Source organism: Mesorhizobium sp. LCM 4577, from assembly GCF_001854795.2.
Lineage (GTDB): Bacteria > Pseudomonadota > Alphaproteobacteria > Rhizobiales > Rhizobiaceae > Mesorhizobium > Mesorhizobium plurifarium.
The window spans coordinates 122,650-145,251 of record NZ_MDDU01000012.1 but is presented as its reverse complement, the minus strand read 5'-3'; the positions used below and the strand labels follow the sequence as shown (position 1 = coordinate 145,251).

Sequence of the window (22,602 nt, the reverse complement as noted above, 5' to 3'; positions counted from 1 at the left end):
CGCCAAATGCCCCACAAGACCGCCGAAAACCGTTCCGCTGCCCTTTTAAAAAGCTCTATTAACACACCGAACCCGACTTCGCTTCCCGTGCAAAGCCCTCCTTGTGGGAGAAGGTGGATCGGCGCGCTAGCGCCGAGACGGATGAGGGGTGCTCCAGCTTGGCGTAGCCGTCGCTCAAGCCTTCCCAGGCACAGTCCTGATCACCGTGCCCCAGGGATCCTCACGGCTCGTCTCGGCCTTCGCACTGTCTGAGCGCATCTCGACCCAGGCGAGGCCCGAGCGGGAGGGATCGCGGCGGCCGGCGCCGGCGCTTTGCCAGGCATTGGCGCCGATATGGTGATGGTAATGGCCGGACGACAGGAACACCGCCTGGGCGCCATATTTGGCGACGGTGTCGAAGCCGAACGCCTCATGCCACCAGGCTTCGGCATCTTCCGGCCGGCCGACGCGCAGATGCACATGGCCTACAATGGTGTTTTCCGGCGCGCCTTGCCAGCCGGCATCGCCCGCCGGCACGCTGCCCACCACCGCCGGCAGGTTCAGCCGCTCCGTCGCCATGGCTATTCTGTCACCATTCCATTTCCAGTCCTGCGGACGGCGGTCTGCATAGATTTCGATGCCGTTGCCCTCTGGGTCGGTCATATAGAGCGCCTCGCTGACCAGATGGTCGGAAGCGCCCTCGATGCCGATGCGGTTGGCGGCGGCATGGTTGATCCAGCGGCCGAGATCCGCCCGCGACGGCAGGAGAAAGGCGGTGTGGAAGAGCCCGGCGCTGCGCGGATCGTCCGGCTTGGCCGAAGMATCCTGTTCAAGCACCAGCAATGGTCGGTTGGCAGCGCCAAGCGTGATCGTGCCATCGGCGCGGCTTAGTTCCTGCAAGCCGACGACGGCGCGGTAATAGGCTGCCAGGCTTTCGGCGTCGCGCGCCTTCAACCCGACACGCGACACGCTGACCGGTGTGGTCGCGGCAAAAGGCAGTTCGCTCATCAAGCTCTCCGTTCGGGCGGCACCTATTCCCGAAATGGGATCTTGAGGCCGCCAGCTCTTGTTCCTTCTTCCCTCCAAATCGTTGATTGCGATCGTTCACACAAGGCAGCAAGAATCGAACAAGTTGTTCACACTTGCGATCACGCCGATATTGGCGACAGGGTTGCAGGCGAGAAGGCCGCTCGCTACATCGGCGCCATGAAAGTCAAAGACGCAGATATCCTGATCGTGCCGGGCTACACCAATTCCGGCCCCGAGCACTGGCAGACCCGCTGGCAGTCGAAACTGTCGACGGCGCGCCGGGTCGAACAGGCGGAATGGACGAAGCCCGTGCGCGAGGACTGGACGGCGAGCGTAGCGAACGCCGTCAACGAGGCCGAGCGTCCAGTGGTTCTGGTTGCGCACTCGCTTGGCGTGGCGGCGGCGGTGCAGGCCATCCCGCAATTCAAGAAGCCTGTCGCCGGCGCCTTTTTTGTCGCGCCGCCCGACGTCTCCAACCCGGAAATCAGGCCGAGGCATCTGATGACCTTCGGCCCATATTCGCGCGATCCCCTGCCCTTTCCGTCGATCGTGATTGCCAGCCGCAACGATCCGTTCTGCGCCTTCGAGGTCGCCGAAGACATCGCCGCCGCTTGGGGATCGCTGTTCATCGATGCCGGCGAGGCCGGGCATCTCAACCACGATGCTGGCTTCGGCCCATGGCCCGAGGGTTCGATGACCTTCGCCAAATTCCTGACGGAGTTGAAGGAGCCGTAAGGCCGGATTCAAGAACCGATTGAATCCCGCATGCTCTTCAGCAACGTCTTGGCGCCAAGCGAGATCAGCGTGTGGTCCGAGCCCATGGCGAGCAGCCGGAAGCCCATCGACACGACGCGACCGGCAATCGCCGGTTCGATGACATAGATCGCGGCATGCTTGCCGGCCTTGCGCGTCCGCTCGGCGATCGACGCGACCGTCTCCATCATGCTTTCCAGCGTCGAGCTGACGGTGGCGCCATTCGACCAGGCGATCGAGAAATCCGACGGGCCGACGAAGATGCCGTCGATGCCGTGCGTGTCGAGAATGCCATCGAGCGCCTCGAGGGCCGCCCGCGTCTCGACCATGGCGAAAGCCATGGTGCGCTGGTTCGTATCGCGCAGCCATTCGGCATGGTCGCCCTTGCCGTGACGCGGGAAGGCATAGGTCGGGCCCCAGGAACGCTCGCCCAGCGGCGGATATTTCATCGCGGCGGCGAACTGCCTCGCATCGGCCACGGAGTTCACCATCGGCGCGATCACCGCCTCGGCGCCGAAATCGAGCGCGCGGCTCGCCATGTCGAAGCGCCCGACCGGAATGCGCACCAGCGCCGGCTTGTTGGCGGCCAGAACCGGCACCAGCCCGCGCAGCACGCTGTCCTCGTGATGGCCGCCATGCTGCATGTCGAGGGTGACGGCATCGAAACCCTGTTTGGCGATGATCTCGACCGTCAGCGCATCCGGCACGCCCGACCATGCAGTGAAAAGCGTTTCGTCGGCGGCCAAGCGGGATTTGAGCGACATCGGAACTTTCCTTGTTAACAATCCGCAGTTTCGGCCGGAAACGGTGTGAAGGCAAAGAAAAACCGCCCGGTTTGGCCGGGCGGCCGATTGGTCCAGTCAGAGCAATTCCGGGAAAAGCGTGTAAAGTTTAGGTTCGACGACTTCGCCGTAACCTTCCGTCCGGAATTGCGTAAAAACAAAGAGATCGAGCATGAGACCGAAACGCGTGAAGCGGTTTTCGGACGACATCACGTCATCCAGCCTTAGCTGTTCTTGATCTGCTCGATCGCCTGCGCCATCAGCTCGTCCATGGTCCGGCGGATCTGATGGTCGGACTGGTTGACGCCGGCGGCATCGAAATCCTTGCGGATCTTGCGGAAAACATCGTGGTCGCCCGCCTCCTCGATATCGGAGACCACAACTTCCTTGGCATAGGCCTCGGCATCGGCGCCGGATTTGCCGAGTTTCTCGGCGGCCCACAGGCCAAGCGCCTTGTTGCGGCGCGCCGCGGCCTTGAAGCGAAGTTCCTCGTCGAAGGCGAATTTGCGCTCGAAGCCCTCTTCGCGGTCTTTCATGCTGCTCATGACGTCCCTCCGATCAATCCGATTCGCTTGGCAGTGAATATGTGTGATGGGCAAGCACAAACCAAAAGGCCGCGGGCCGGTCAATATGGTTCGTGGCATGCTGCGCTGCGGCATTTCGGTTCCGAAAGCGGTTGATTCGCGGGATTTGCCGATTGAGCAAACAAGGCGATTGCGATAACACCGGCATTGAACGCCGCCTTCGCCATACTAATTTAGGCAGACGGACAGGAACCGGTCACTTGCCGCCTGCCCGCAGATCCAGAGAAAAAATCAGATGAAAAATCGCCGCCGCATTTACGAAGGCAAGGCCAAGATCCTCTATGAGGGACCTGAGCCGGGAACGCTGATCCAGTTTTTCAAGGACGATGCCACCGCCTTCAACAAGAAGAAGCACGAAGTGGTCGATGGCAAGGGCGTGCTCAACAACCGCATTTCCGAGCACATCTTCAACCACTTGAACCGCATGGGCATCCCGACCCATTTCATCCGCCGGCTCAACATGCGCGAGCAGTTGATCAAGGAAGTCGAGATCATTCCGCTCGAGGTCGTCGTGCGCAATGTCGCGGCCGGATCGCTGTCAAAGCGCCTCGGCATCGAGGAAGGCACGGTGCTGCCGCGCTCGATCATCGAATTCTACTACAAGGCCGACGCGCTCGACGACCCGATGGTGTCGGAAGAACACATCACCGCCTTCGGCTGGGCCAGCCCGCAGGAAATCGACGACATCATGGCCCTGGCCATCCGCGTCAACGACTTCCTTTCCGGCCTGTTCCTCGGCGTCGGCATCCAGCTCGTCGACTTCAAGATCGAATGCGGCCGCCTGTTCGAGGGCGACATGATGCGCATCGTCGTCGCCGACGAGATCTCGCCGGATTCCTGCCGGCTGTGGGACGTCGCCACCCAGGACAAGCTCGACAAGGACCGTTTCCGTCGCGACATGGGCGGCCTGGTCGAGGCGTATCAGGAGGTCGCCCGCCGTCTCGGCATCATCAACGAAAACGAGCCCCCGCGGCCGATGGGTCCGGTCCTCGTCGCCTCCTCCGAGCCGCCCAAGGGCCTGAAGCACTGATTACCAGGCCTGCCGGACAATAGCAGGCCTTTTTCCTAAACGAGCCTAACCTGGAGCATCGATGAAAGCCCGTATCACCGTCACCCTCAAGAACGGCGTCCTCGACCCGCAGGGCAAGGCGATCGAGCATGCGCTCTCCGGATTGGGCTTCGACGGCGTCGGCCAGGTGCGCCAGGGCAAGGTGTTCGACATCGAGCTCACCGGAACCGACAAGGCCAAGGCCGAAGCCGACCTGAAGGCCATGTGCGACAAGCTTCTGGCGAACACGGTGATTGAGAACTATAGTGTTGCTATAACCTGAGGTTGTAGCGGAGGCACAATGCCGGAAGCCACGAACGAATTGATGTTCGAGCTGTTGAAACGGATCCATCACGAAATCGGCGAACTTCGCCAGGATGTGTCCGAAGCCAAACGTGAGTTGAACGTGATGCGAGGTCACATGGTGGCCACGCAGAGTGATATCCATAACATCTATGGTATTCTTGGCCGTCAGGATGAGCGACTCGAACGCATAGAGCGCCGTCTCGAATTGCGCGAACTTGCCGAAAACCAGAGGCCTTACGAACCGAAATGAAATCAGCCGTCGTCCTCCTGCCTGGGCTCAATCGCGACCGCGACATGATTGCGGCGCTGACCAAGATTTCCGGCCAGGCGCCGGCGACCGTCTGGCAGACCGACACCGAAATCCCCGATGTCGACCTGATCGCCATCCCCGGCGGCTTCTCCTTCGGCGATTATCTGCGTTGCGGCGCGATCGCGGCGCGTATGCCGGTGATGCGGGCGGTCGCCGAAAAGGCGGCCAAGGGCGTCACCGTCATCGGCGTCTGCAACGGTTTCCAGATCCTGGTCGAGGCCGGCCTGCTGCCCGGCGCCCTGATGCGCAACGCCTCGCTGAAATTTGTCTGCCGGCAGGTGAAGCTTGAGATCGCCAACGCCAACACCATGTTCACCCGCCGCTACCAGCCCGGACAGGTCATCCGCTCGCCGGTCGCGCATCATGACGGCAATTACTTCGCCGACGCCGAGACGCTTGCTCGGCTCGAGGGCGAAGGCCAAGTGGTGTTCCGCTATGCCGAAGGCACCAATCCCAACGGGTCGATCAACGACATTGCCGGCATCGTCAACGACAAGGGCAACGTGCTCGGCCTGATGCCGCACCCGGAGAACCTTATCGAAGCGGCGCATGGCGGCAATGACGGGCGGGCGCTGTTCRAGAGCGCACTCGGCCTCGCGGCTTGATTCTTTGACATCCTAATCCGGAACGCGGGGGCGGACTGACCATGAGACCGACGATTGCTCGCCTTGCTCTCCTGGCCGCCGCTGGGCTCGCCTTGGCTTCCTGCCAGTCCAGCCCCAAGACCAGGCCGGTTCCCTCAGGCAAAAGCGCCTCGCTGCTTGCGATGGAGCAGGTCACGATCGCCGCGCATAAATGCTGGATCGCCAGCAAGGACCCGGCCTTCAAGGCCTACCAGATGGCCAACGAGCTCAATTCCTACAGCGGCACGCCGCGCTTCCTGCTGGTGCCCGCCAAGCACTATGGCGGCAAGCCGCTGCTGGTCGTGCAGGCGCAAGGCAATTCCAGCCGCGTCGACGTCTTCGGGCCGCTGATGAATGAGCCGCTCGGCGCGCGCATCGGCTCTGACATCGCCCGCTGGCAGGCCGGCAATCCGTCCTGCGCGGCTTCCGCCTGAGGTTGTCATGAGCCGGTTCCTGCAGATCGCGGGACTGGTTGTCGGGCTGGTTGCGCTTGTCCTGCAATTCGCCATCAGCATGCCGGCGTCGATGGCTGCGGGGCGCAGCCTGCCCGGTTCGATCGTCTTCTATTTCAGCTTCTTCACCATCCTCACCAACATCGCTGCGGTGATGGTGCATGCCTCGCTGCTGTCCCCCGCTGGCTATGCCTGGTTTCCGGCCTTTGCCGGACAGAGAATGCGTGCCGGAGTGGCGGTCGCCATCACGCTGGTCTTCATCGTCTATGCGACGGTGCTGGCAGGCCTTTGGCAACCGCAGGGCCTGTTCCTGCTTTGCGACATCCTGCTCCACTACGTCACGCCATTCATCTTCGTGCTGTGGTGGCTCATAGCCGGTGCCGACGGCACGACGCGCTGGCGCGATATCTCCTGGTGGATGATCTATCCGCTCGCCTACCTCGCCTACGCGCTGATACGCGCCCCCTTCGCCGGCGAAGTGCCCTATCCGTTCCTTGACGTGGCCAAGAACGGCGCGGCCAGCGTCGCCGTTTCGGCCCTGGGCGTCACGGCCTTGTTCATCGGATTGAGCGTGCTTGCCGTGCTGATCGATCACGGCATCGGCCGGTTGCGAGCAAAACCCGCAACCGGGATGGCGTCGAGCCGAAGATAGGCATCACTCCCAGAATGCCCTGATGCCTTCGCGATGGGCATCGCAGCGCGAGATGCCGATATCCTTGAGTTGCTCGTCCGTCATCTCCAGGAGGGCAAGGCGGCCGCGCCGGCGCTCAAGCATGCGATCGACTTGTTTGGCGGCGGAACGGAGCACGAATACCAGCCGACCGACGAAGCCGCGACGGCTCCATGGATCGGTCTGCGCGCCAAATGCCGGACCGGCGTGGCGAATTGTCTTGATTGTATCCATTGTCATTCTGCCTTGTTTCGATTGTACCTTTTCAATCGCAGGCTCGATATGATTTGACTCATCGCGCGGTGCAATATAGAAAATTGTCACCATGACAAATTGGCTCCCTGACCTCTCCTCTGGCTCCGGTCCGCTGTATCAGCGTCTTGCTGACAGCATTGAGTCAGATATCGACAAGGGCGTCATCGACGCCGGTGCGAAACTGCCTCCGCAGCGCGACCTCGCCTATGACATCGGCACGACCGTCGGCACCATCGGCAGGGCCTATCAGCTGCTGCGCGAACGCGGTCTGGTGAGCGGCGAGGTCGGCCGCGGCACCTATGTGCTCGGCCAGCGCGCCGAAGCCCCGAAACCCGACCTCGAACTTGGCTTGCAAGGCACTCGCCCCATCGACGCGCCGAGCGGCAAGCTGCGCTTCGACAGCACCGCCGCGCCCGATGTCGGCCAGGGCGCGGTGATTGCCGACATCCTGGCGCGCACCGCGCAGGAGCACCCGCACGACATTTCGAGCTACACACGCGATTTTCCTGAACGCTGGTACGAGGCGGGCAGCCGCTGGCTTTCGCGCAATTCCTTCCGACCATCGCTCGATTCTATCGTGCCTACGCTGGGCACCCATGCCGCGGTCATGGCGGCGATCGCGGCGCTGACCATGCCCGGCGACTACGTGGTCTTCGAGCACCTCACCTATTCGCAGATCGCGCGCAGCGCCGGACTCATCGGCCGTCGCACGGCGCTGGTTTCGGCTGACGAGGATGGCATCGACCCGGATGATTTCGAGCGCGTCTGCGCGCAGAAACATCCGAAGGTGATGTTCCTGATGCCGACCGCGAAGAACCCGACGCTGGTGACGCTGTCGGCGGAGCGGCGGCAGGCGATCGCGAAAATCGCGCGCGAATACAATGTCGCGCTGATCGAGGACGATCTTTACGGCGAGCTCACCRACGACCCGACACCGCTGCTGGCCGAATACGCGCCGGAACGCACGATCGTCGCCGGCGGCCTGTCGAAATCGGTCGCGGCAGGCGTGCGCGGCGGCTGGCTCTCCTGCCCGCCGGCCTACCGCCATCGCATCCGCGTCGCCCACAAGATGATGACCGGTGGCCTGCCCTTCCTGCTGGCCGAGGTCGGCACAAGGCTGGTGATATCGGGCCAGGCGGGCGAGATCCGCAAGCGCTGCATTGCCGAAATCCAGGCGCGCCTCGCCATCGTGCGTGACGTGCTCAAGGGGTTCGACTTCAAGGCACGTGACAATGTGCCCTTTGTCTGGCTGACGTTACCGGACCCGTGGCTGTCCGGCACCTTCAAGAACGCCTGCCTGGCGCAAGGCGTACTCATCGACGACGAGGACGAGTTCAAGGCCGGCCGCTCCGGGCAGGTCTTTCACGGCGTGCGCTTTGGCGTGTCGCAACCGCGGCAAAGCAGGGATGTCGCCGGCGGTGTCGCCGTCATCCGCCGCCTGCTCGACGAAGGCCGCGCCGGCTACGACAGTTTTTCCTGATCGAGCCGGCGAGCCAGACCCTAAGCATAGCCGGAGTGGCAGTTTTCCGGCGTTTTCCCTATCTGGTGGGGGTGTATCGCGCGAAAGCTTGCGATAAGAGGAGACTCAAAGAACCTCCCCTTTCCCACGGACAAAAATCGCCGCTCATGACTATTTCCAATTCCGTGCCGATCACCCCCGAGCTCGTCGCCGCGCATGGGCTGAAGCCCGACGAATACCAGCGCATCCTCGATCTGGTCGGCCGCGAGCCAAGCTTCACCGAACTCGGCATCTTCTCGGCGATGTGGAACGAGCACTGCTCCTACAAGTCCTCCAAGAAATGGCTGCGCACGCTGCCGACCAGCGGCCCGCAGGTGATCCAGGGTCCAGGCGAGAATGCCGGCGTGGTCGACATCGGCGACGGCGACTGCGTGGTGTTCAAGATGGAGAGCCACAACCACCCGTCCTACATCGAACCCTACCAGGGCGCGGCGACCGGGGTTGGCGGGATTTTGCGCGACGTCTTCACCATGGGCGCCAGGCCGGTTGCGGCGATGAACGCGCTGCGCTTCGGCGCGCCGGACCATCCAAAGACCAGGCATCTGGTCGCCGGCGTGGTTTCGGGCGTCGGCGGCTATGGCAATTCCTTCGGCGTGCCGACCGTCGGCGGCGAGGTCAATTTCGACGCCCGCTACAACGGCAACATCCTGGTCAACGCCTTTGCGGCAGGCCTTGCCAAGACCAACGCCATCTTCCTGTCGCAGGCCAAGGGCGTCGGCCTGCCGGTCGTCTATCTCGGCGCCAAGACAGGGCGCGACGGCGTCGGCGGCGCCACGATGGCTTCGGCCGAATTCGACGACAAGATCGAGGAGAAGCGCCCGACCGTGCAGGTCGGCGATCCCTTCACCGAAAAATGCCTGCTGGAAGCCTGCCTAGAGCTGATGGCCTCCGGCGCCGTCATCGCCATCCAGGACATGGGTGCGGCCGGCCTCACCTGCTCGGCGGTCGAGATGGGCGCCAAGGGCGATCTCGGCATCGAGCTCGACCTCGACAAGGTACCGGTGCGCGAGGAGCGCATGAGCGCCTATGAGATGATGTTGTCGGAAAGCCAGGAGCGCATGCTGATGGTGCTGCGCCCCGAGAAGGAGGAGGAAGCCGAGGCGATCTTCCGCAAATGGGGGCTCGACTTCGCCATCGTCGGCAAGACCACCGACGACCTGCGCTTCCGCGTCATCCATCAGGGCGACGAGGTCGCCAATTTGCCGATCAAGGAGCTGGGCGACCAGGCGCCTGAGTATGACCGCCCCTGGGTCGAGGCGAAGAAGCCGGCGCCGCTTGCCGCGAACGATGCGCCCAAGGCCGATGTCGCCGACGCGTTGCTGAAAATGCTTGGCGGGCCGGATCTCTCCTCGCGCCGCTGGGTGTGGGAGCAGTACGACACGCTGATCCAGGGCAATTCGTTGCAGCTTCCTGGCGGCGATGCCGGCGTCGTGCGCGTCGAAGGCCATCCGACCAAGGCGCTCGCCTTCTCCTCCGACGTCACGCCGCGCTATTGCGAGGCCGATCCATACGAGGGCGGCAAGCAGGCCGTCGCCGAATGCTGGCGCAACCTGACTGCGACCGGCGCCCTGCCGCTCGCCGCCACCGACAACCTCAATTTCGGCAATCCCGAACGGCCCGAGATCATGGGCCAGTTCGTCGGCGCCATCAAAGGCATCGGCGATGCCTGCCGCGCGCTCGGCTTCCCGATCGTTTCCGGCAATGTCTCGCTCTACAATGAAACCAACGGCCGCGGCATCCTGCCGACGCCGACCATCGGCGGCGTCGGCCTCATCGCCGACTGGTCGAAGATGGCGCGTATCGGCTTTGCCGCCGAGGGCCAGATGATCGTGCTGGTCGGCGCGCCGCCGACATGGGGCAGCCATCTCGGCCAGTCCGTCTATATGCGCGACATCCACGGCCGCGCCGACGGTCCGCCGCCACCCGTCGACCTCGACCATGAGAAGCGCGTCGGCGACCATGTGCGCGCGCTGATCGCTTCCGGCATCGTCACCGCCGCCCATGACGTCTCCGATGGTGGCCTGGCCGTGGCGCTGGCGGAGATGGCGATGGCCTCCGGCATCGGCGCCACCATCCCGGGGCTTACCGGCACCGATCCGATCCCGGTCTGGTTCGGCGAGGACCAGGGCCGCTATCTGCTGACGCTGTCGATCGACCCGCAAAGCGGCGAATGGGACAGGATCCGCGAGCAGCAGGGCAAGCTCGGCATCTTCGCGCCCTGGATCGGCACCACCGGCGGGCGTGACTTGAAGCTTGGCGAGGCACGGTCGATCCCGGTCAGCGAATTGACCGCCGCCCATGAGGGCTGGTTCCCGCGCTTCATGGACCAGGCCAGTTGACGAGACTCACCGCGAAGGCGCTGATCGCAGTCGTCTTCTGGCCCTGCCTGTTCTTCTTCTGGTTTCTCGGACCGTTCGTGCTGTTCCTGCTTTCGACGACCTCGAGCGAGGTCTGTCCGCTGCTGGAGACTCGCGCGCAATTCCTTGCCGCGGCCAACGGCACGCTGCCGATGCTCGTCGTGCAGACCCTGATCTACGCGGTTCCGGTCGTCTGCCTCTTGCTGTGGAACAGACTTTCTCCGGACCCGGCGCGGGCAAGGCATGTCGCGATCTGCGTCAAGCTCTTCGCCGTCGCAGCGGCGATCGGGGCGGTTTGGGACTATGGCTCGTCCTTGATATGCGACGGCTACGGCCGGCCCTTCTTCTCACCCGCATGGCAGATAACAAGCTACCTTCCCATCGTCAGCCTGTTGATCAACATTCCGCTCTACGTGCTGGTCTTCAGCCTGGGCCGGGCCTATTCGACGCGCGATGACATCACCGAAGATGGCGTGGTTCATCCGAGCCAGGACAATTCCTAAGCATGTCTCCCGAAAGTGAGAACCGGTTTCGGGATAAGGACATGCGTAAAATCAAAACCTAAAGCGCATGGAGCGAATCTGAAAGATCGCGACGCGCTTTCGGCTTCATCACCCAACGGCACGGCTTCAATCCGGGCTGGAAAGGCTTTAGGCTCACTCCGAGTCACATACCCGGCCTGCCCCGCTTGAAACAGGATTTTGCCATGGCAATGGATGCCCACGACATCGAAAAACTGATCAAGGAAAGCATTCCGGACGCCAAGGTGACGATCCGCGACCTGGCCGGCGACGGCGACCACTACGCGGCCGAGGTCGTTGCGGAGAGTTTCCGGGGCAAGAGCCGTGTCCAGCAGCACCAGATGGTCTACGACGCGCTGAAGGGCAATATGGGCGGCGTGCTGCACGCGCTGGCGCTGCAGACCAGCGTCCCCGACTGACCGCTGCCGTCACCCAGAGCAATTCCAGGAAAAGTGTGTAACGGTTTTCCGTCAGGAATTGCATAAGACAAACAGATAGAGCGGTTCGGCGTTTCCTTGATACGGCGAACCGTTCTAGCCTTGGCACAAAATCGCGTTATCCCTTGCGCCATTCAAGTAGCGTCGCGGCTAACGTCTTGTTTCAGCCACCCTATGGGTTTATTTGAAGGACATGCTTCGAGCCTGACTCCCACAGGCGTGAAAGGATTGTCCATGACCGGCATCAGCGACTACATCGACAATGAAGTGAAGAGCAACGACGTCGTGCTCTTCATGAAGGGCACGCCCGGCTTCCCGCAATGCGGGTTCTCCGGCCAGGTGGTGCAGATCCTCGACTACATCGGGGCCGACTACAAAGGCGTCAACGTGCTCGACTCGGCCGAATTGCGGCAGGGCATTAAGGACTATTCCAACTGGCCGACCATCCCGCAGCTCTATGTGAAGGGTGAATTCGTCGGCGGTTGCGACATCGTGCGCGAGATGTTCCAGGCCGGCGAATTGCAGGACTTCCTCGTCGAAAAGGGCGTCAGCGTCAAAGGCGCCGCCTAATTGAATCGCACCGGCCAGCCGGCCGGTAGCGTTAATTTCCGGGGCAGCCCCCACCTCGGCATTGTGGTTCCCTGAGCTCGGGAACGAAACGAACTCATGCGCCGGCAGTCCGGCGCATGTTCGTTTGAAACGATCGGATTTTGCGGTGGACAAGCAGGCTGTGGCGCAGCAATCGGCAACCAATTTGCCTATTCCGCGCTGGGAATTCATCGCGCTCTGCGCAGCGCTGATGGCGCTCAACTCCCTGGCCATCGACATCATGCTGCCGGCGCTGCAGCAGATCGGCGCCTCGCTTGGCGTCGAGAGCGAGAACCACCGCCAATATGTCATCACCGCCTATATGCTCGGCTTCGGCGGCGGACAGCTTTTGTTCGGGCCCATTTCGGATCGCTTCGGACGCCGCGCGCCACTGGTCTTCGGCCTGGTCGTCTATGTCGTGGCCGCGGCCGCCGCCGCCATAGCGCCCAGTTTCGCCCTGTTGCTGACCTGGCGTCTCATCCAGGGCATCGGCGCTGCAGCGACCCGGGTCATCGCCGTCTCGATCGTGCGTGACACCTTCGAGGGCCGGCGCATGGCCGAGGTGATGTCGCTGATCTTCATGGTGTTCATGGCCATCCCCGTCATCGCGCCCGGCATCGGCCAGTTCGTCATGCTGTTCGCCAGCTGGCACTGGATTTTCGTGACCATGGCTATCGGCGCGCTGATCGTTTCGACCTGGGCCCTGCTGCGCCTGCCGGAGACGCTGCATCCCGAATATCGCCGCGCGCTCTCGGTAGGGTCAGTGCTAGGCGGCTTCCGCATCGTGCTCACCAACCGGCTCACGCTTTGCTACGCCTTTGCCAGCACGTTCATCTTCGCCGCCATGTTCGGCTTCATCAGTTCGGCGCAGCAGATCTACATCGACATCTTTCACGTCGGCGAATTGTTCCCGCTGATCTTTGCCGGCGTCGCCGGCGTGCTCGCCTTCTCCAACTATCTCAATTCGCGGTTGGTCGGACAGATCGGCATGCGCCGCCTGTCGCAAGGCGCGCTGCTCATCTTCCTGTGCATCAGCCTTGCCTGGCTGGTGGTCTCGCTGGAGATGCAGATGCCGCTCTGGCTCTTCGTCACCTTTTTTGCCGGCGCGATGCTGCCGTTCGGCGGACTGGGCGCGAATTTCAACGCCTTGGCCATGGAGCCGCTCGGCGAACTCGCCGGCACGGCGGCATCCATCCTTGGTTTCATGCAGACTTTTCTCGGTGCCCTCATCGGCGCGGCGATCGGCCAGGCCTATAACGGCACCGTCACCCCTCTGGCCGCGGGCTTCTGCAGCGTCTCGGTCGCAGCTTTGCTGATGATCCTGATCGCCGAGCGGGGCAGGATGTTCCAGCCCCACAATCCCCCCGTTTCGGGGCACGTCACCGATCTTCACTAATTGCCGTCTGGCGGCCAGCGCCAGCCGGTGCGCAGGTATTCCTATTCAGCCCAAAGCTCGCGGCGCAACTCGTCCCAGCTTTGCTTGTCCGGCGCCACCAGCAGGCCGCCGTCGACATGCGACGGCAAGTAGGCGCTGCCGTCGATGCGCGCGACATGGCCGCCGGCTTCCTGATGGATCAGCGCACCGGCAAGATGATCCCAGGGCATCAGCTTGTTGTAGAGCACGAAATGGGCGTGACCGCTCGCAAGCAACCGGTACTCATGCGCCGCGCAGCGATACGAAAATTGCGACAGCGTCTTGGTCTGGTTGCGGGCGAGCCGCGAACGCTCGGGCTCTTGGAGAAACTGCCAGGAAACGGCGCCGGTCATCTGCGACATCGGCACCGGTGCCGCAACGCGTACCTTCTCCAGCGCGCCATGCGCGTGGCGGATATGGCTGCCGGCGCCCTTGGCGCCGATCAGCCAGTCCTTGCCGACCGGATCGTGGATGATGCCGGCGACGGTCTCGCCGTTGACGACGACGCCGGCCATGACGCCGAACAGCGGCACGCCGGACGCGAAGTTGAAGGTGCCGTCGACCGGATCGATGACGAAGGCAAGCGCGGCATCGCCGAGGCCCGACAGCAGCGCCGGATTGTCGGAGCAGGCCTCCTCCCCGACCACCATGGCGTCGGGATAGCGTTCGCGCAGCCGGGCGGTGATCAGCCTTTCGGCATTGACGTCCGCCTCTGTGACGAGGTCGGCGGCGGACGTCTTCTGGCGCACGTCGCCCTCGCCCAGCCGTCGGAAGCGCGGCATGATTTCGGCCTTTGCCGCGTCGGCGAGAAGCTCGGCCAGCCAGTCGATCGCTTTATCGTCAAATCGCATTGGAAATGTCTTGTCCTGTGTTCGTGCTAGAGCATGATGCCGAAAAGTATGAAGCGGTTTTCGGACGACATCATGCTCTACTTCCTTGATTTAGAGCCGGATTTAGATTTCAGGTCGAACAGAGCTGGAACCATGCGGCTCTAGCCCCGCGAAGTCGAACAGCTTCCTGTCCAACAGATGCGAGGGCCTTACATTGGTCATGGCACGGATCATCGTGTCCTTGCGCCCCGGCATGCGCTTCTCGATGTCGTCGAGCATCGCCTTCATGGCGTTGCGCTGCAGTCCTTCCTGGCTGCCGCAGAGGTCGCATGGGATGATCGGGAATTTCATCGCGTTGGCGAATTTCTCGAGGTCGGCCTCAGCACTATAGGCAAGCGGCCGCAGCACCATGACATCGCCCTCGTCATTGAGGAGCTTGGGCGGCATGGCGGCGAGACGCCCGCCATGGAACAGGTTCATGAAGAAGGTTTCGAGTATGTCCTCGCGGTGATGGCCAAGCACCAGCGCCGAACACCCCTCTTCCCGCGCGATGCGGTAAAGGTGGCCGCGCCGCAGCCGCGAGCAGAGCGAGCAATAGGTGCTGCCTTCCGGCAACTTGTCGGTTACCACCGAATAGGTGTCCTGGTATTCGATGCGGTGCGCGATGCCGTTGGCGTTGAGATAATCGGGCAGGATGTGCTTCGGGAAATTCGGCTGGCCCTGGTCGAGGTTGCAGGCGAGCAGCTCGACCGGCAGCAGGCCGCGCCATTTGAGGTCGAGCAGAAGCGCGAGCAACCCGTAGGAATCCTTGCCGCCGGAAAGCGCCACCAGCCAACGTTCGCCGGGTTTGACCATGGCGAAATCCTCGATCGCTTGACGGGTGAGCCTCAACAGCCGCTTGCGCAGCTTGTTGAATTCGACCGAGGTCGGCACGTCGCGGAACAGCGGATGAAAGCCGCCTTCGGCATCGTCGTCGATAGGCTCGAGGGATTTGAGGTCTGGCAACATATTCATGGCGCCGGCTCCGCGTTGTCAGCGCTCGGCTTTAGAGCATTTTGCAGCCGAGTGGAATCACATGGCGTCGCATAAATGCGGCCAAAGTGAATAGCCCTGACCGTCAAAGAAAAGGCCGCCTCGAGAGGCGGCCTTTGGATGCTGCGGCTGATCCAGTTCGATCAGCGCGAGTAGAATTCGACGACCAGGTTCGGTTCCATCTGCACGGCGAACGGAACGTCCGACAGGCCCGGAACGCGCGCGAAGGTCGCGGTCATCTTGTTGTGGTCGGCTTCGATGTAGTCCGGCACGTCACGCTCGGCGAGAGCGACCGATTCCAGAACGATGACGAGCTGCTTCGACTTCTCGCGCACCTCGATGACGTCGCCCGGCTTGCAGCGGTACGAACCGATGTTGGTGCGCTTGCCGTTGACGTTGACATGGCCGTGGTTGACGAACTGGCGGGCGGCGAAGATCGTCGGCACGAACTTGGCGCGATAGACGATCGCGTCGAGGCGCGACTCCAGCAGGCCGATCAGGTTCTCGGAGGTGTCGCCCTTGCGGCGGTTGGCCTCTTCATAGACCTTGCGGAACTGCTTTTCCGAAACGTCGCCATAGTGACCCTTCAGCTTCTGCTTGGCGCGCAGCTGCAGGCCGAAGTCGGAAAGCTTGCCCTTGCGGCGCTGGCCGTGYTGGCCGGGGCCGTATTCACGCTTGTTGACCGGGGACTTCGGGCGGCCCCAGATGTTTTCGCCGAGACGGCGGTCGATCTTGTATTTCGCGGATTCGCGCTTGCTCATCGCATTCCCTTTCAAAACAATATACCCGGAACCCCATGGCTCCGGGCGAAGGAAACGCGCCCTCCTCTGGCCTCCGTTTTCGAGACCTGACAGGGTTTCCCACACAAAGCGACGGAAAACCCACGGGACACGTCAAAAGAAACCACCGGGCGTCGCCACCCGGTGTTGCTGGGCCTGTTAAACACAGATTTAACCGCTGTCAAGCTTGTGGCTGGCGGCACCGACGCCAACCCGATATCATCCCTGCGTTGCATGCGGTGCTGGGTGTGGCGGAAAGTTGCACGCCGGCGGCATCCGGGCGGATGCGGCGTTAGGACGCAAACGCCCTGCATTTGATGAAGGGACTGGAACAGAGGAGTCCGAATTCCCATGAAGAAGTTCTTCCTTACCCTGACCGGAGCCGCCGTGTTGGCCGGGTCAATGGCGGTCATGACGCCTGAGCCGGCCATGGCCAGGCATTGGCATGGCCACAAGCAGGTGTGCCGCGTCGTGGTGAAGAAAAAAGTGGTCTGGCGGCACGGCCATCGCCAAGTCGTGCGCTACAAGACCCGGCACTGCTGGTGGCGGCGCTAGCTGACGCTTGGGCTAAATCAAGACGAAGCCCGCGGACAGCACCGCGGGCTTTTTCGTCCCGATGTCTCGCTTCATGACTTCTTGCTGGGCAGGCCTTTGCGTTTGGTCTCGGCGAATTCTTCGAGCTGCTTCTCGCTCATGGAATCGTACATCTCGCGCGATGCGCCCTTGAGCTCGCTTTTCTTGATCTCGCCGCGCTTGGCGGAAAGTGCCGCGCCGGCGGCCTTTTGCTGGGCTTGCGATGTAGCGGGCATGGCGGTCTCTCCTTTGCTGCGGGAAAAACGCGGAGGCTCTGCGGCAGTTCCAACGTCATCGACTCGGCCCCTCGGTGTCGGTAAGTCAGTCGGCCGTCCCGGGCGATTTTCCTTCGCAGCCTTCCCGCGTCCGGAACGCCAGTGTAGGACGGCGGCATGAAATCGCTGACCGATCCCTCACAGGCCCTCTCCGCCGGCCTGATAAAAATCCGCACTGAATTCCACGTGCCGGATGGATTTCCGCCGGAGGTAGCGGCCGCGGCGGAAGCGGCCGCAAAGCGTGCGCCAGACCAGCATGCCGATCGCACCGCGACGCCTTTCGTCACACTCGATCCGGCGAGCTCGACCGATCTCGACCAGGCCTTCTCGATCGAGGCCAGCGGCGGCGATCTTCTCTTGCATTACGCGATCGCCGACGTTGCCTGGTTCGTCGAGGACGGCGACGCGATTGATCTCGAAGCCTGGAATCGAGGTGAAACACTTTATCTGCCGGACGGCAAGGCCGGGCTCTATCCGCCGATACTCGCCGAGGCTGCGGCGAGCCTGTTGCCCGATGGGCCGCGTCCGGCGGTCGTCTTCACGGCCCGGGTCGCCGGCGACGGCGCGGTCAAGCTGGATGGCGCTGAGCGGGCCATCATTCAGAGCCGCGCCAAGCTTGCCTATGACAGCGTGCAGGCTTCCGACGTTCCGGCCGGCTTCGCGGAACTGGCGCGGCGCATGGCGGCTAACGAAGAGCGGCGCGGCGCTTCGCGCGTCGACCCACCCGAGCAGGAGGTGGAAAGGCTCGCCGACGGTACATTCCAGCTTTCATTCAGGCCGCTCCTGCAATCCGAGCAGGACAATGCCGCGCTTTCGCTGGCCGCAAATATGGCGATCGCCGACGCCATGCTGGCGCACAAGACCGGATTGTTCCGGGTGATGTCGGGGCCGGATGCTTCCAAGGTGCAGAGGCTGCGCAACGCGGCACAGGCGCTGGGCCTGTCCTGGGCGGCCTCCACCAGCCTGCGCGACTATCAGCGCACACTCGATCCGGCCGATCCGCGACAGGCGGCGCTGATGCTGGAAATCCGCCGCGCGGGCAACGGCGCGTCCTACCAGCCCTATCAGGAAGGTGTCGTCCCCTGGCATGAGGCGATGGCCGCGACCTATGCGCATGCCACCGCGCCGCTCAGGCGGCTGGCCGACCGCTACGTCGTGCGCTGCGCGCTGGCAATCGCCAACGGCCAGCCCGTGCCGCAGGCCGTCACCGACGCTTTCGCTAGATTGCCGAAGGTGATGGGGCGCGCGGACGCCCGCGCTTCGCAGATCAACCACGCCGCCATCGACCTAGCCGAGGCGGTGATGCTCAGGGGACATCAGGGGGAGACGTTCAAGGCCGTCGTCACCGATTTCGTCGACCATGGCGTGCGCGCGCAGACTGCCGACATGCCTGTCGTCGCCAATGTAAAGGCCTCCGGGCTCAGGCAGGGCGATAGTGTCATGCTAAAGCTGGTCTCGGCCGACCCGGATCAGCGCAGCATCGTCTTCGAGCCCGCCGCGCCGGTTTGAGCGCTAAGGTGTGGTCAGTCCAAAACCCTGGATCAGCCGCCTCGTGGCGAAATCCACCTTGCCCGAGGTGAACACGGCAAGATCGGGCTCGCTCTCGCCCAGTGTCTCCCCGACCGGTCCGAGGAGCGACATGGCGCGCCGCGCGATCGCCTCGGCCGGATCGATCCAGTCGACCGGCCAGGGCGCGGTCTTGCGCATGCGGTTGACGAGAAACGGATAATGCGTGCAGGCGAGCACGACGATATCGGTGCGGTTGCCCTCGCGCTCGATGAAACAGGGGGCGATTTCGGCGCGCACGGCTTCCTCGTCGACGAACCCCTGGCGCATATAGATCTCGGCCAGCCCCGCCAACCGGTCGCTGCCGACCAGGCGCACATGGCATTTCTGCGCCCATTTGCTGATCAGGTCGCGCGTGTATTGGCGCTTCACGGTGCCCGGCGTCGCCAGCACCGACACCAGGCCCGAGCGGGTGCGTTCGGCGGCGGGCTTGATCGCCGGCACCGTGCCAACGAAAGGGTGGCCGGGGAATGTCTCGCGCAGCGCATCGATCACCAGGGTCGAGGCGGTGTTGCAGGCAATGACCGAAATCGCCGGCTGAAGCCGATCGAGCAATTTGCCGAACAGCGTGAGGATATGATCCTTGAGCGCCGGCTCCTCCCAGGCGCCATAGGGAAAAGCCGCGTCGTCGGCGACATAGACGAAGCGGCGATCGGGCATCAGCACGCGCGCCTCGCGCAGCACGGTCAGCCCGCCAACGCCGGAATCGAACATCAGGATCGGGCGTTGGCTTGATCGATCGCTCATTGTCATCAGGTCACCAGAGCAATTCCAGGAAAAGTGTGAAGCGGTTTTCTGTCCGGAATTGCGTCAAACAAAGAGATAGCGGCAGGCCCGTGATTGGACCGTCGGCGCTTCTATCGCGAATGATCGTGGTCTTGAAGAGGCGAATGCGAGCAGCTTTTGCGCAGTCGCTAAGCTCATAACCCTCGCTTGCCGAAGCCGGCGGGGCGCGGCCTGCCGAAAGGCTGCGGCGCGGACGGAATGCGCGCGGATGAGACCGCGACGCGTGGAGCGGCCGGCGCAACGGTACGTCCGGCGCGCGACGGTGCCGGCAGCGGACCGTCGAAGTCGAAAACATCCGTCAGTTCGTCGATGTTGCTGCCAGCGACGGGTTTCGCCMAAAGAATCGTGCACCAGAGGCCGAATATCGAAAGCCCAAGCAGGTTCAGTCCGCCCGGGATGCTCTCGGGATCCTCGAATTTGACGACCAGCAGCACACCTGCCTGCAAAAGGGCGTAAACGGCGGAAAGGGCTATGTAGGCCCACAGGATCCAACGGCGCCCATTGGCGTCGCGGGTACGGCGCGAGGCAAGGTTGCCGCGCAGGGCGACGAAGATGAGCGAGGCGATGAGGACGGCGCCCACCATGCCCTGCCGCGCCGGACCAGGCCCTGAATTGATCAGCCCTTCGAAGCCGATCGTGCTGATAATGCAGACAACGATTACCACGGTTTCGGCGACGGCGAGACCGAGAGAGTAAAGGAAAAAGCGCAGTCGACCAATATTGGACGTAAACATGTGCCACCCCCACTATTACAGCAAGGATGAGGCATAACCGAATAAAAATCGGTTACTTCAAATGCTCACAGCTTATCGATTTTAACTTTCCTGGTCTTTGGCACGACTTCGCGCGGCGGCGGGCAAGCGTCTCGGGTCGTCCCCGGGCGAGCCATCGCCCCGCGGCATGGCCGGCGAGAACCTGTCCAGCGATGAGATGATGCCGCGCAGCACCTTGAGCTCGGGCTCGGCAAAACCCGCGCGCGTCAGCACGGCGCGCAGATTGTCGACCATCTTCGGCTTCTTTTCCTCGGGACGGAAATAACCGCGCGCTTCCAGCGCGTTCTCCAGATAGGCGAACAGGCTGTGCAGTTGCTCCTTGGTCGCCGGCGTCAGCTCCGGCCCGGAGAAATTGGTCTGGGTCTCGTCGGCGAGGCCGGACTTCATCCATTCATAGGACATCAACAGCACTGCCTGGGCGATGTTAAGCGAGGAAAAACCGGGATCGACCGGAAAAGTGACGATCTCGTCGGCGAGGGCGACCTCGTCATTGTAGAGGCCGAAGCGCTCGCGCCCGAACAGGATGCCGGTGCGCTGGCCCGCTTCGACACGTGCCCTGAGCGCCCTGCCCGCCTCCACAGGCCCTCGCACCGGCTTGAAGCCATCGCGCTCGCGCGCCGTCGTGGCGAAGACGAAGTTGAGATCGGCGACCGCCGAGGCCAGATCATCGAACACCTTCGTTGCGTCGATGACGTGGTCGGCGCGGCTGGCGGCCGCGCGCGCCTTCTCGCTCGGCCAGCCGTCGCGCGGATTGACAAGGCGCAGTTCGGACAGGCCGAAATTCGCCATCGCCCGCGCGACCATGCCGATGTTCTCGCCGAGCTGCGGTTCGACCAGGATGATCGCCGGTCCGGCGGAAGCGGTTTTGGTTGTGTCTTCGATGGCTGGCATGGCTATGGGTAACCGGGGTTTGCGGCGTTTCGGCGTCCCCTGCCACATCCGCACCGGAAAATGAAGCATTCACAACAGCGGCACCCCTCCGCCCCGGCACGGATCGCGGTTTGCACGGCGAAAAAGCCTTTGATATACGCACCGCATCCCCGGCCGAAACCATGCGGGCAAGGCCGTTCAGATCCCCCAGCAACGAGGCATTCTTTCCATGGCGAAGATCAAGGTGGCGAACCCGGTCGTCGAACTCGACGGCGACGAGATGACCCGCATCATCTGGCAGTTCATCAAGGACAAGCTGATCCACCCCTATCTCGACCTGAAGCTTGAATACTACGACCTCGGCATCGAGCACCGCGACGCCACCAACGACCAGGTGACGATCGACTCGGCCAACGCCATCAAGAAATGGGGCGTCGGCGTGAAATGCGCGACCATCACCCCCGACGAGGCACGCGTCGAGGAATTCAAGCTGAAGAAGATGTGGAAGTCGCCCAACGGCACCATCCGCAACATCCTCGGCGGCACCATCTTCCGCGAGYCGATCATCATGAAGAACGTGCCGCGCCTGGTGCCGGGCTGGACCAAGCCGATCGTCGTCGGCCGTCACGCCTTCGGCGACCAGTACCGCGCCACCGACTTCCGCTTCCCCGGCAAGGGCAAGCTGACGATCAAGTTCGTCGGCGAGGACGGCCAGGTGATCGAGCACGATGTCTATGACGCGCCGGGCTCCGGCGTCGCCATGGCCATGTACAATCTCGACGAATCGATCCGCGAATTCGCCCGCGCCTCGCTGAACTATGGCCTGCTGCGCAACTTCCCGGTCTATCTGTCGACCAAGAACACCATCCTCAAGGCCTATGACGGCCGCTTCAAGGATATCTTCCAGGAGGTCTACGAGAAGGAATTCGAGGCCGAATTCAAGGCGCGGAAACTCTGGTACGAGCACCGCCTGATCGACGACATGGTCGCTTCGAGCCTGAAGTGGTCGGGCGGTTACGTGTGGGCCTGCAAGAACTATGACGGCGACGTGCAGTCGGATACCGTGGCGCAAGGCTTCGGCTCGCTCGGCCTGATGACCTCCGTGCTGATGACGCCGGACGGCAAGACGGTGGAAGCGGAAGCCGCGCATGGCACCGTGACCCGCCACTATCGCCAGCACCAGAAGGGCGAGGAAACCTCGACCAATTCGATCGCCTCGATCTTCGCCTGGACACGCGGCCTCGCCCATCGCGCCAAGCTCGACGACAATGCCGAATTGAAGCGCTTCGCCGAGACGCTGGAGAAGGTCTGCATCCAGACCGTCGAGTCGGGCTTTATGACCAAGGACCTGTCGCTGCTGATCGGCCCCGACCAGCCCTGGCTCTCCACCACCGGCTTCCTCGACAAGATCGACGAGAATTTGCAGAAGGCGATGGGGTGAGGAGCGGTGCGCGAAGCGCATGAAAAGCCCCGAAATGGGCTTTTCAAGTG

The 22,602-nt window shown here is 63.0% G+C and carries 28 protein-coding genes; 16 read left to right on the top strand and 12 right to left on the bottom strand.

All coding sequences use genetic code 11. The annotated features are described in order from the left end of the window. Positions 1-174: 174 nt before the first annotated feature. A complete protein-coding gene (locus LCM4577_RS15255) occupies positions 175-987 on the bottom strand; it encodes a VOC family protein (RefSeq protein WP_071072017.1) in 813 nt (270 codons plus the stop codon). Positions 988-1,185: 198 nt separating this feature from the next. Here LCM4577_RS15255 and LCM4577_RS15250 point away from each other — a divergent pair, with 198 nt between their 5' ends. Then, on the top strand, positions 1,186-1,743 hold the full coding sequence (locus LCM4577_RS15250) for an alpha/beta hydrolase (RefSeq protein ID WP_071072016.1): 558 nt from the start codon (positions 1,186-1,188) through the stop codon (positions 1,741-1,743). A gap of 8 nt (positions 1,744-1,751) precedes the next feature. Here LCM4577_RS15250 and LCM4577_RS15245 read toward each other — a convergent pair whose 3' ends face one another. From LCM4577_RS15245 to LCM4577_RS15235, 3 genes are all read right to left on the bottom strand, one after another. Beyond that, on the bottom strand, positions 1,752-2,525 hold the full coding sequence (locus LCM4577_RS15245) for an HpcH/HpaI aldolase/citrate lyase family protein (protein ID WP_071072014.1): 774 nt from the start codon (positions 2,523-2,525) through the stop codon (positions 1,752-1,754). 96 nt (positions 2,526-2,621) lie between these two features. Next, positions 2,622-2,753: a hypothetical protein gene (locus tag LCM4577_RS15240; protein ID WP_274534985.1), complete on the bottom strand. Its 132-nt coding sequence runs from the start codon at positions 2,751-2,753 to the stop codon at positions 2,622-2,624. 14 nt (positions 2,754-2,767) lie between these two features. After that, the gene (locus LCM4577_RS15235) at positions 2,768-3,088 is read right to left on the bottom strand and encodes a DUF1476 domain-containing protein (RefSeq protein WP_041000781.1); all 321 of its coding nucleotides are present in this window, start codon (positions 3,086-3,088) and stop codon (positions 2,768-2,770) included. Positions 3,089-3,362: 274 nt separating this feature from the next. Between LCM4577_RS15235 and purC the strand changes: the two genes are divergently transcribed. The 6 genes from purC to LCM4577_RS15205 all read left to right on the top strand — a co-directional run bounded on the left by purC (position 3,363) and on the right by LCM4577_RS15205 (position 6,518). Then, positions 3,363-4,157 (top strand): phosphoribosylaminoimidazolesuccinocarboxamide synthase, encoded by a 795-nt coding sequence (gene purC / locus LCM4577_RS15230; protein WP_040981242.1) that lies wholly within the window; start codon positions 3,363-3,365, stop codon positions 4,155-4,157. A gap of 61 nt (positions 4,158-4,218) precedes the next feature. Beyond that, on the top strand, positions 4,219-4,458 hold the full coding sequence (gene purS / locus LCM4577_RS15225) for a phosphoribosylformylglycinamidine synthase subunit PurS (protein WP_040969562.1): 240 nt from the start codon (positions 4,219-4,221) through the stop codon (positions 4,456-4,458). A gap of 18 nt (positions 4,459-4,476) precedes the next feature. Beyond that, entirely contained in the window at positions 4,477-4,731 is a 255-nt protein-coding gene (locus LCM4577_RS15220; RefSeq protein WP_071072012.1) for a hypothetical protein, read from the top strand. Further along, positions 4,728-5,396: a phosphoribosylformylglycinamidine synthase subunit PurQ gene (gene purQ / locus LCM4577_RS15215; RefSeq protein WP_071072010.1), complete on the top strand. Its 669-nt coding sequence runs from the start codon at positions 4,728-4,730 to the stop codon at positions 5,394-5,396. Before LCM4577_RS15220 ends, purQ begins: the two co-directional genes overlap by 4 nt. A 41-nt stretch (positions 5,397-5,437) precedes the next feature. Further along, a complete protein-coding gene (locus tag LCM4577_RS15210) occupies positions 5,438-5,848 on the top strand; it encodes a hypothetical protein (protein WP_071072008.1) in 411 nt (136 codons plus the stop codon). A gap of 7 nt (positions 5,849-5,855) precedes the next feature. Beyond that, a complete protein-coding gene (locus tag LCM4577_RS15205) occupies positions 5,856-6,518 on the top strand; it encodes a Pr6Pr family membrane protein (RefSeq protein ID WP_071072006.1) in 663 nt (220 codons plus the stop codon). A 3-nt stretch (positions 6,519-6,521) separates the two neighbouring features. On the opposite strand, the gene LCM4577_RS15200 is transcribed toward LCM4577_RS15205, so the two are convergent. Further along, positions 6,522-6,770: a DUF1127 domain-containing protein gene (locus tag LCM4577_RS15200; protein WP_071072004.1), complete on the bottom strand. Its 249-nt coding sequence runs from the start codon at positions 6,768-6,770 to the stop codon at positions 6,522-6,524. A gap of 91 nt (positions 6,771-6,861) precedes the next feature. On the opposite strand from LCM4577_RS15200, the gene LCM4577_RS15195 reads away from it, so the two are divergent. From LCM4577_RS15195 to LCM4577_RS15170, 6 genes are all read left to right on the top strand, one after another. Further along, positions 6,862-8,271, top strand: a complete 1,410-nt coding sequence (locus LCM4577_RS15195) for a PLP-dependent aminotransferase family protein (protein ID WP_071072002.1) — start codon at positions 6,862-6,864, stop codon at positions 8,269-8,271. A gap of 146 nt (positions 8,272-8,417) precedes the next feature. Further along, on the top strand, positions 8,418-10,649 hold the full coding sequence (purL, locus tag LCM4577_RS15190; protein ID WP_071072000.1) for a phosphoribosylformylglycinamidine synthase subunit PurL: 2,232 nt from the start codon (positions 8,418-8,420) through the stop codon (positions 10,647-10,649). Next, on the top strand, positions 10,646-11,170 hold the full coding sequence (locus LCM4577_RS15185) for a hypothetical protein (protein WP_071035279.1): 525 nt from the start codon (positions 10,646-10,648) through the stop codon (positions 11,168-11,170). Before purL ends, LCM4577_RS15185 begins: the two co-directional genes overlap by 4 nt. 203 nt (positions 11,171-11,373) lie before the next feature. Beyond that, entirely contained in the window at positions 11,374-11,607 is a 234-nt protein-coding gene (locus tag LCM4577_RS15180; protein ID WP_040981261.1) for a BolA/IbaG family iron-sulfur metabolism protein, read from the top strand. 252 nt (positions 11,608-11,859) lie between these two features. After that, positions 11,860-12,195, top strand: a complete 336-nt coding sequence (gene grxD / locus LCM4577_RS15175) for a Grx4 family monothiol glutaredoxin (protein ID WP_040981263.1) — start codon at positions 11,860-11,862, stop codon at positions 12,193-12,195. Between the two features lie 145 nt (positions 12,196-12,340). Beyond that, a complete protein-coding gene (locus LCM4577_RS15170) occupies positions 12,341-13,609 on the top strand; it encodes a multidrug effflux MFS transporter (RefSeq protein WP_083354733.1) in 1,269 nt (422 codons plus the stop codon). Positions 13,610-13,650: 41 nt separating this feature from the next. Here the strand turns inward: LCM4577_RS15170 and LCM4577_RS15165 are convergent, their stop codons facing one another. The 3 genes from LCM4577_RS15165 to rpsD form a co-directional block, all read right to left on the bottom strand. After that, on the bottom strand, positions 13,651-14,478 hold the full coding sequence (locus LCM4577_RS15165) for an inositol monophosphatase family protein (RefSeq protein WP_071035278.1): 828 nt from the start codon (positions 14,476-14,478) through the stop codon (positions 13,651-13,653). Between the two features lie 102 nt (positions 14,479-14,580). Continuing rightward, positions 14,581-15,471: a tRNA 2-thiocytidine(32) synthetase TtcA gene (gene ttcA, locus LCM4577_RS15160; RefSeq protein ID WP_071035277.1), complete on the bottom strand. Its 891-nt coding sequence runs from the start codon at positions 15,469-15,471 to the stop codon at positions 14,581-14,583. A gap of 161 nt (positions 15,472-15,632) precedes the next feature. Next, positions 15,633-16,250, bottom strand: coding sequence for a 30S ribosomal protein S4 (rpsD, locus tag LCM4577_RS15155; RefSeq protein ID WP_040981269.1), 618 nt, complete (start codon positions 16,248-16,250; stop codon positions 15,633-15,635). 369 nt (positions 16,251-16,619) lie between these two features. On the opposite strand from rpsD, the gene LCM4577_RS15150 reads away from it, so the two are divergent. Next, a complete protein-coding gene (locus tag LCM4577_RS15150; protein ID WP_040981271.1) occupies positions 16,620-16,823 on the top strand; it encodes a hypothetical protein in 204 nt (67 codons plus the stop codon). Positions 16,824-16,894: 71 nt separating this feature from the next. Here LCM4577_RS15150 and LCM4577_RS15145 read toward each other — a convergent pair whose 3' ends face one another. Then, a complete protein-coding gene (locus LCM4577_RS15145) occupies positions 16,895-17,077 on the bottom strand; it encodes a DUF3008 family protein (protein WP_040981273.1) in 183 nt (60 codons plus the stop codon). A gap of 156 nt (positions 17,078-17,233) precedes the next feature. Between LCM4577_RS15145 and LCM4577_RS15140 the strand changes: the two genes are divergently transcribed. After that, positions 17,234-18,625 carry an RNB domain-containing ribonuclease gene (locus LCM4577_RS15140; RefSeq protein ID WP_071071998.1) on the top strand — a complete coding sequence of 464 codons (1,392 nt, stop codon included), beginning with the start codon at positions 17,234-17,236 and terminating at the stop codon, positions 18,623-18,625. Positions 18,626-18,628: 3 nt separating this feature from the next. Here the strand turns inward: LCM4577_RS15140 and murI are convergent, their stop codons facing one another. From murI to LCM4577_RS15125, 3 genes are all read right to left on the bottom strand, one after another. Further along, positions 18,629-19,429 carry a glutamate racemase gene (gene murI, locus LCM4577_RS15135; RefSeq protein ID WP_040981277.1) on the bottom strand — a complete coding sequence of 267 codons (801 nt, stop codon included), beginning with the start codon at positions 19,427-19,429 and terminating at the stop codon, positions 18,629-18,631. A gap of 173 nt (positions 19,430-19,602) precedes the next feature. After that, on the bottom strand, positions 19,603-20,202 hold the full coding sequence (locus LCM4577_RS15130; RefSeq protein WP_157900467.1) for a hypothetical protein: 600 nt from the start codon (positions 20,200-20,202) through the stop codon (positions 19,603-19,605). 81 nt (positions 20,203-20,283) lie between these two features. Continuing rightward, on the bottom strand, positions 20,284-21,132 hold the full coding sequence (locus LCM4577_RS15125; protein ID WP_071035272.1) for an RNA methyltransferase: 849 nt from the start codon (positions 21,130-21,132) through the stop codon (positions 20,284-20,286). A gap of 208 nt (positions 21,133-21,340) precedes the next feature. Between LCM4577_RS15125 and LCM4577_RS15120 the strand changes: the two genes are divergently transcribed. Then, positions 21,341-22,552: an NADP-dependent isocitrate dehydrogenase gene (locus LCM4577_RS15120; RefSeq protein ID WP_071071994.1), complete on the top strand. Its 1,212-nt coding sequence runs from the start codon at positions 21,341-21,343 to the stop codon at positions 22,550-22,552. Positions 22,553-22,602: the final 50 nt, after the last annotated feature.

Excerpts from the sequence above, each read along its gene's own strand:
- LCM4577_RS15240 (WP_274534985.1), bottom strand. The coding sequence starts at position 2,753 with ATGTCGTCCGAAAACCGCTTCACGCGTTTCGGTCTCATGCTCGATCTC.
- purL (WP_071072000.1), top strand. The coding sequence starts at position 8,418 with ATGACTATTTCCAATTCCGTGCCGATCACCCCCGAGCTCGTCGCCGCG.
- LCM4577_RS15220 (WP_071072012.1), top strand. The coding sequence starts at position 4,477 with ATGCCGGAAGCCACGAACGAATTGATGTTCGAGCTGTTGAAACGGATC.
- LCM4577_RS15140 (WP_071071998.1), top strand. The coding sequence starts at position 17,234 with ATGAAATCGCTGACCGATCCCTCACAGGCCCTCTCCGCCGGCCTGATA.
- murI (WP_040981277.1), bottom strand. The coding sequence starts at position 19,429 with ATGAGCGATCGATCAAGCCAACGCCCGATCCTGATGTTCGATTCCGGC.
- LCM4577_RS15165 (WP_071035278.1), bottom strand. The coding sequence starts at position 14,478 with ATGCGATTTGACGATAAAGCGATCGACTGGCTGGCCGAGCTTCTCGCC.
- LCM4577_RS15245 (WP_071072014.1), bottom strand. The coding sequence starts at position 2,525 with ATGTCGCTCAAATCCCGCTTGGCCGCCGACGAAACGCTTTTCACTGCA.
- LCM4577_RS15150 (WP_040981271.1), top strand. The coding sequence starts at position 16,620 with ATGAAGAAGTTCTTCCTTACCCTGACCGGAGCCGCCGTGTTGGCCGGG.
- LCM4577_RS15250 (WP_071072016.1), top strand. The coding sequence starts at position 1,186 with ATGAAAGTCAAAGACGCAGATATCCTGATCGTGCCGGGCTACACCAAT.
- LCM4577_RS15235 (WP_041000781.1), bottom strand. The coding sequence starts at position 3,088 with ATGAGCAGCATGAAAGACCGCGAAGAGGGCTTCGAGCGCAAATTCGCC.
- LCM4577_RS15210 (WP_071072008.1), top strand. The coding sequence starts at position 5,438 with ATGAGACCGACGATTGCTCGCCTTGCTCTCCTGGCCGCCGCTGGGCTC.
- LCM4577_RS15200 (WP_071072004.1), bottom strand. The coding sequence starts at position 6,770 with ATGGATACAATCAAGACAATTCGCCACGCCGGTCCGGCATTTGGCGCG.
- LCM4577_RS15205 (WP_071072006.1), top strand. The coding sequence starts at position 5,856 with ATGAGCCGGTTCCTGCAGATCGCGGGACTGGTTGTCGGGCTGGTTGCG.
- LCM4577_RS15125 (WP_071035272.1), bottom strand. The coding sequence starts at position 21,132 with ATGCCAGCCATCGAAGACACAACCAAAACCGCTTCCGCCGGACCGGCG.
- LCM4577_RS15180 (WP_040981261.1), top strand. The coding sequence starts at position 11,374 with ATGGCAATGGATGCCCACGACATCGAAAAACTGATCAAGGAAAGCATT.
- ttcA (WP_071035277.1), bottom strand. The coding sequence starts at position 15,471 with ATGAATATGTTGCCAGACCTCAAATCCCTCGAGCCTATCGACGACGAT.
- purS (WP_040969562.1), top strand. The coding sequence starts at position 4,219 with ATGAAAGCCCGTATCACCGTCACCCTCAAGAACGGCGTCCTCGACCCG.
- LCM4577_RS15145 (WP_040981273.1), bottom strand. The coding sequence starts at position 17,077 with ATGCCCGCTACATCGCAAGCCCAGCAAAAGGCCGCCGGCGCGGCACTT.
- purC (WP_040981242.1), top strand. The coding sequence starts at position 3,363 with ATGAAAAATCGCCGCCGCATTTACGAAGGCAAGGCCAAGATCCTCTAT.
- grxD (WP_040981263.1), top strand. The coding sequence starts at position 11,860 with ATGACCGGCATCAGCGACTACATCGACAATGAAGTGAAGAGCAACGAC.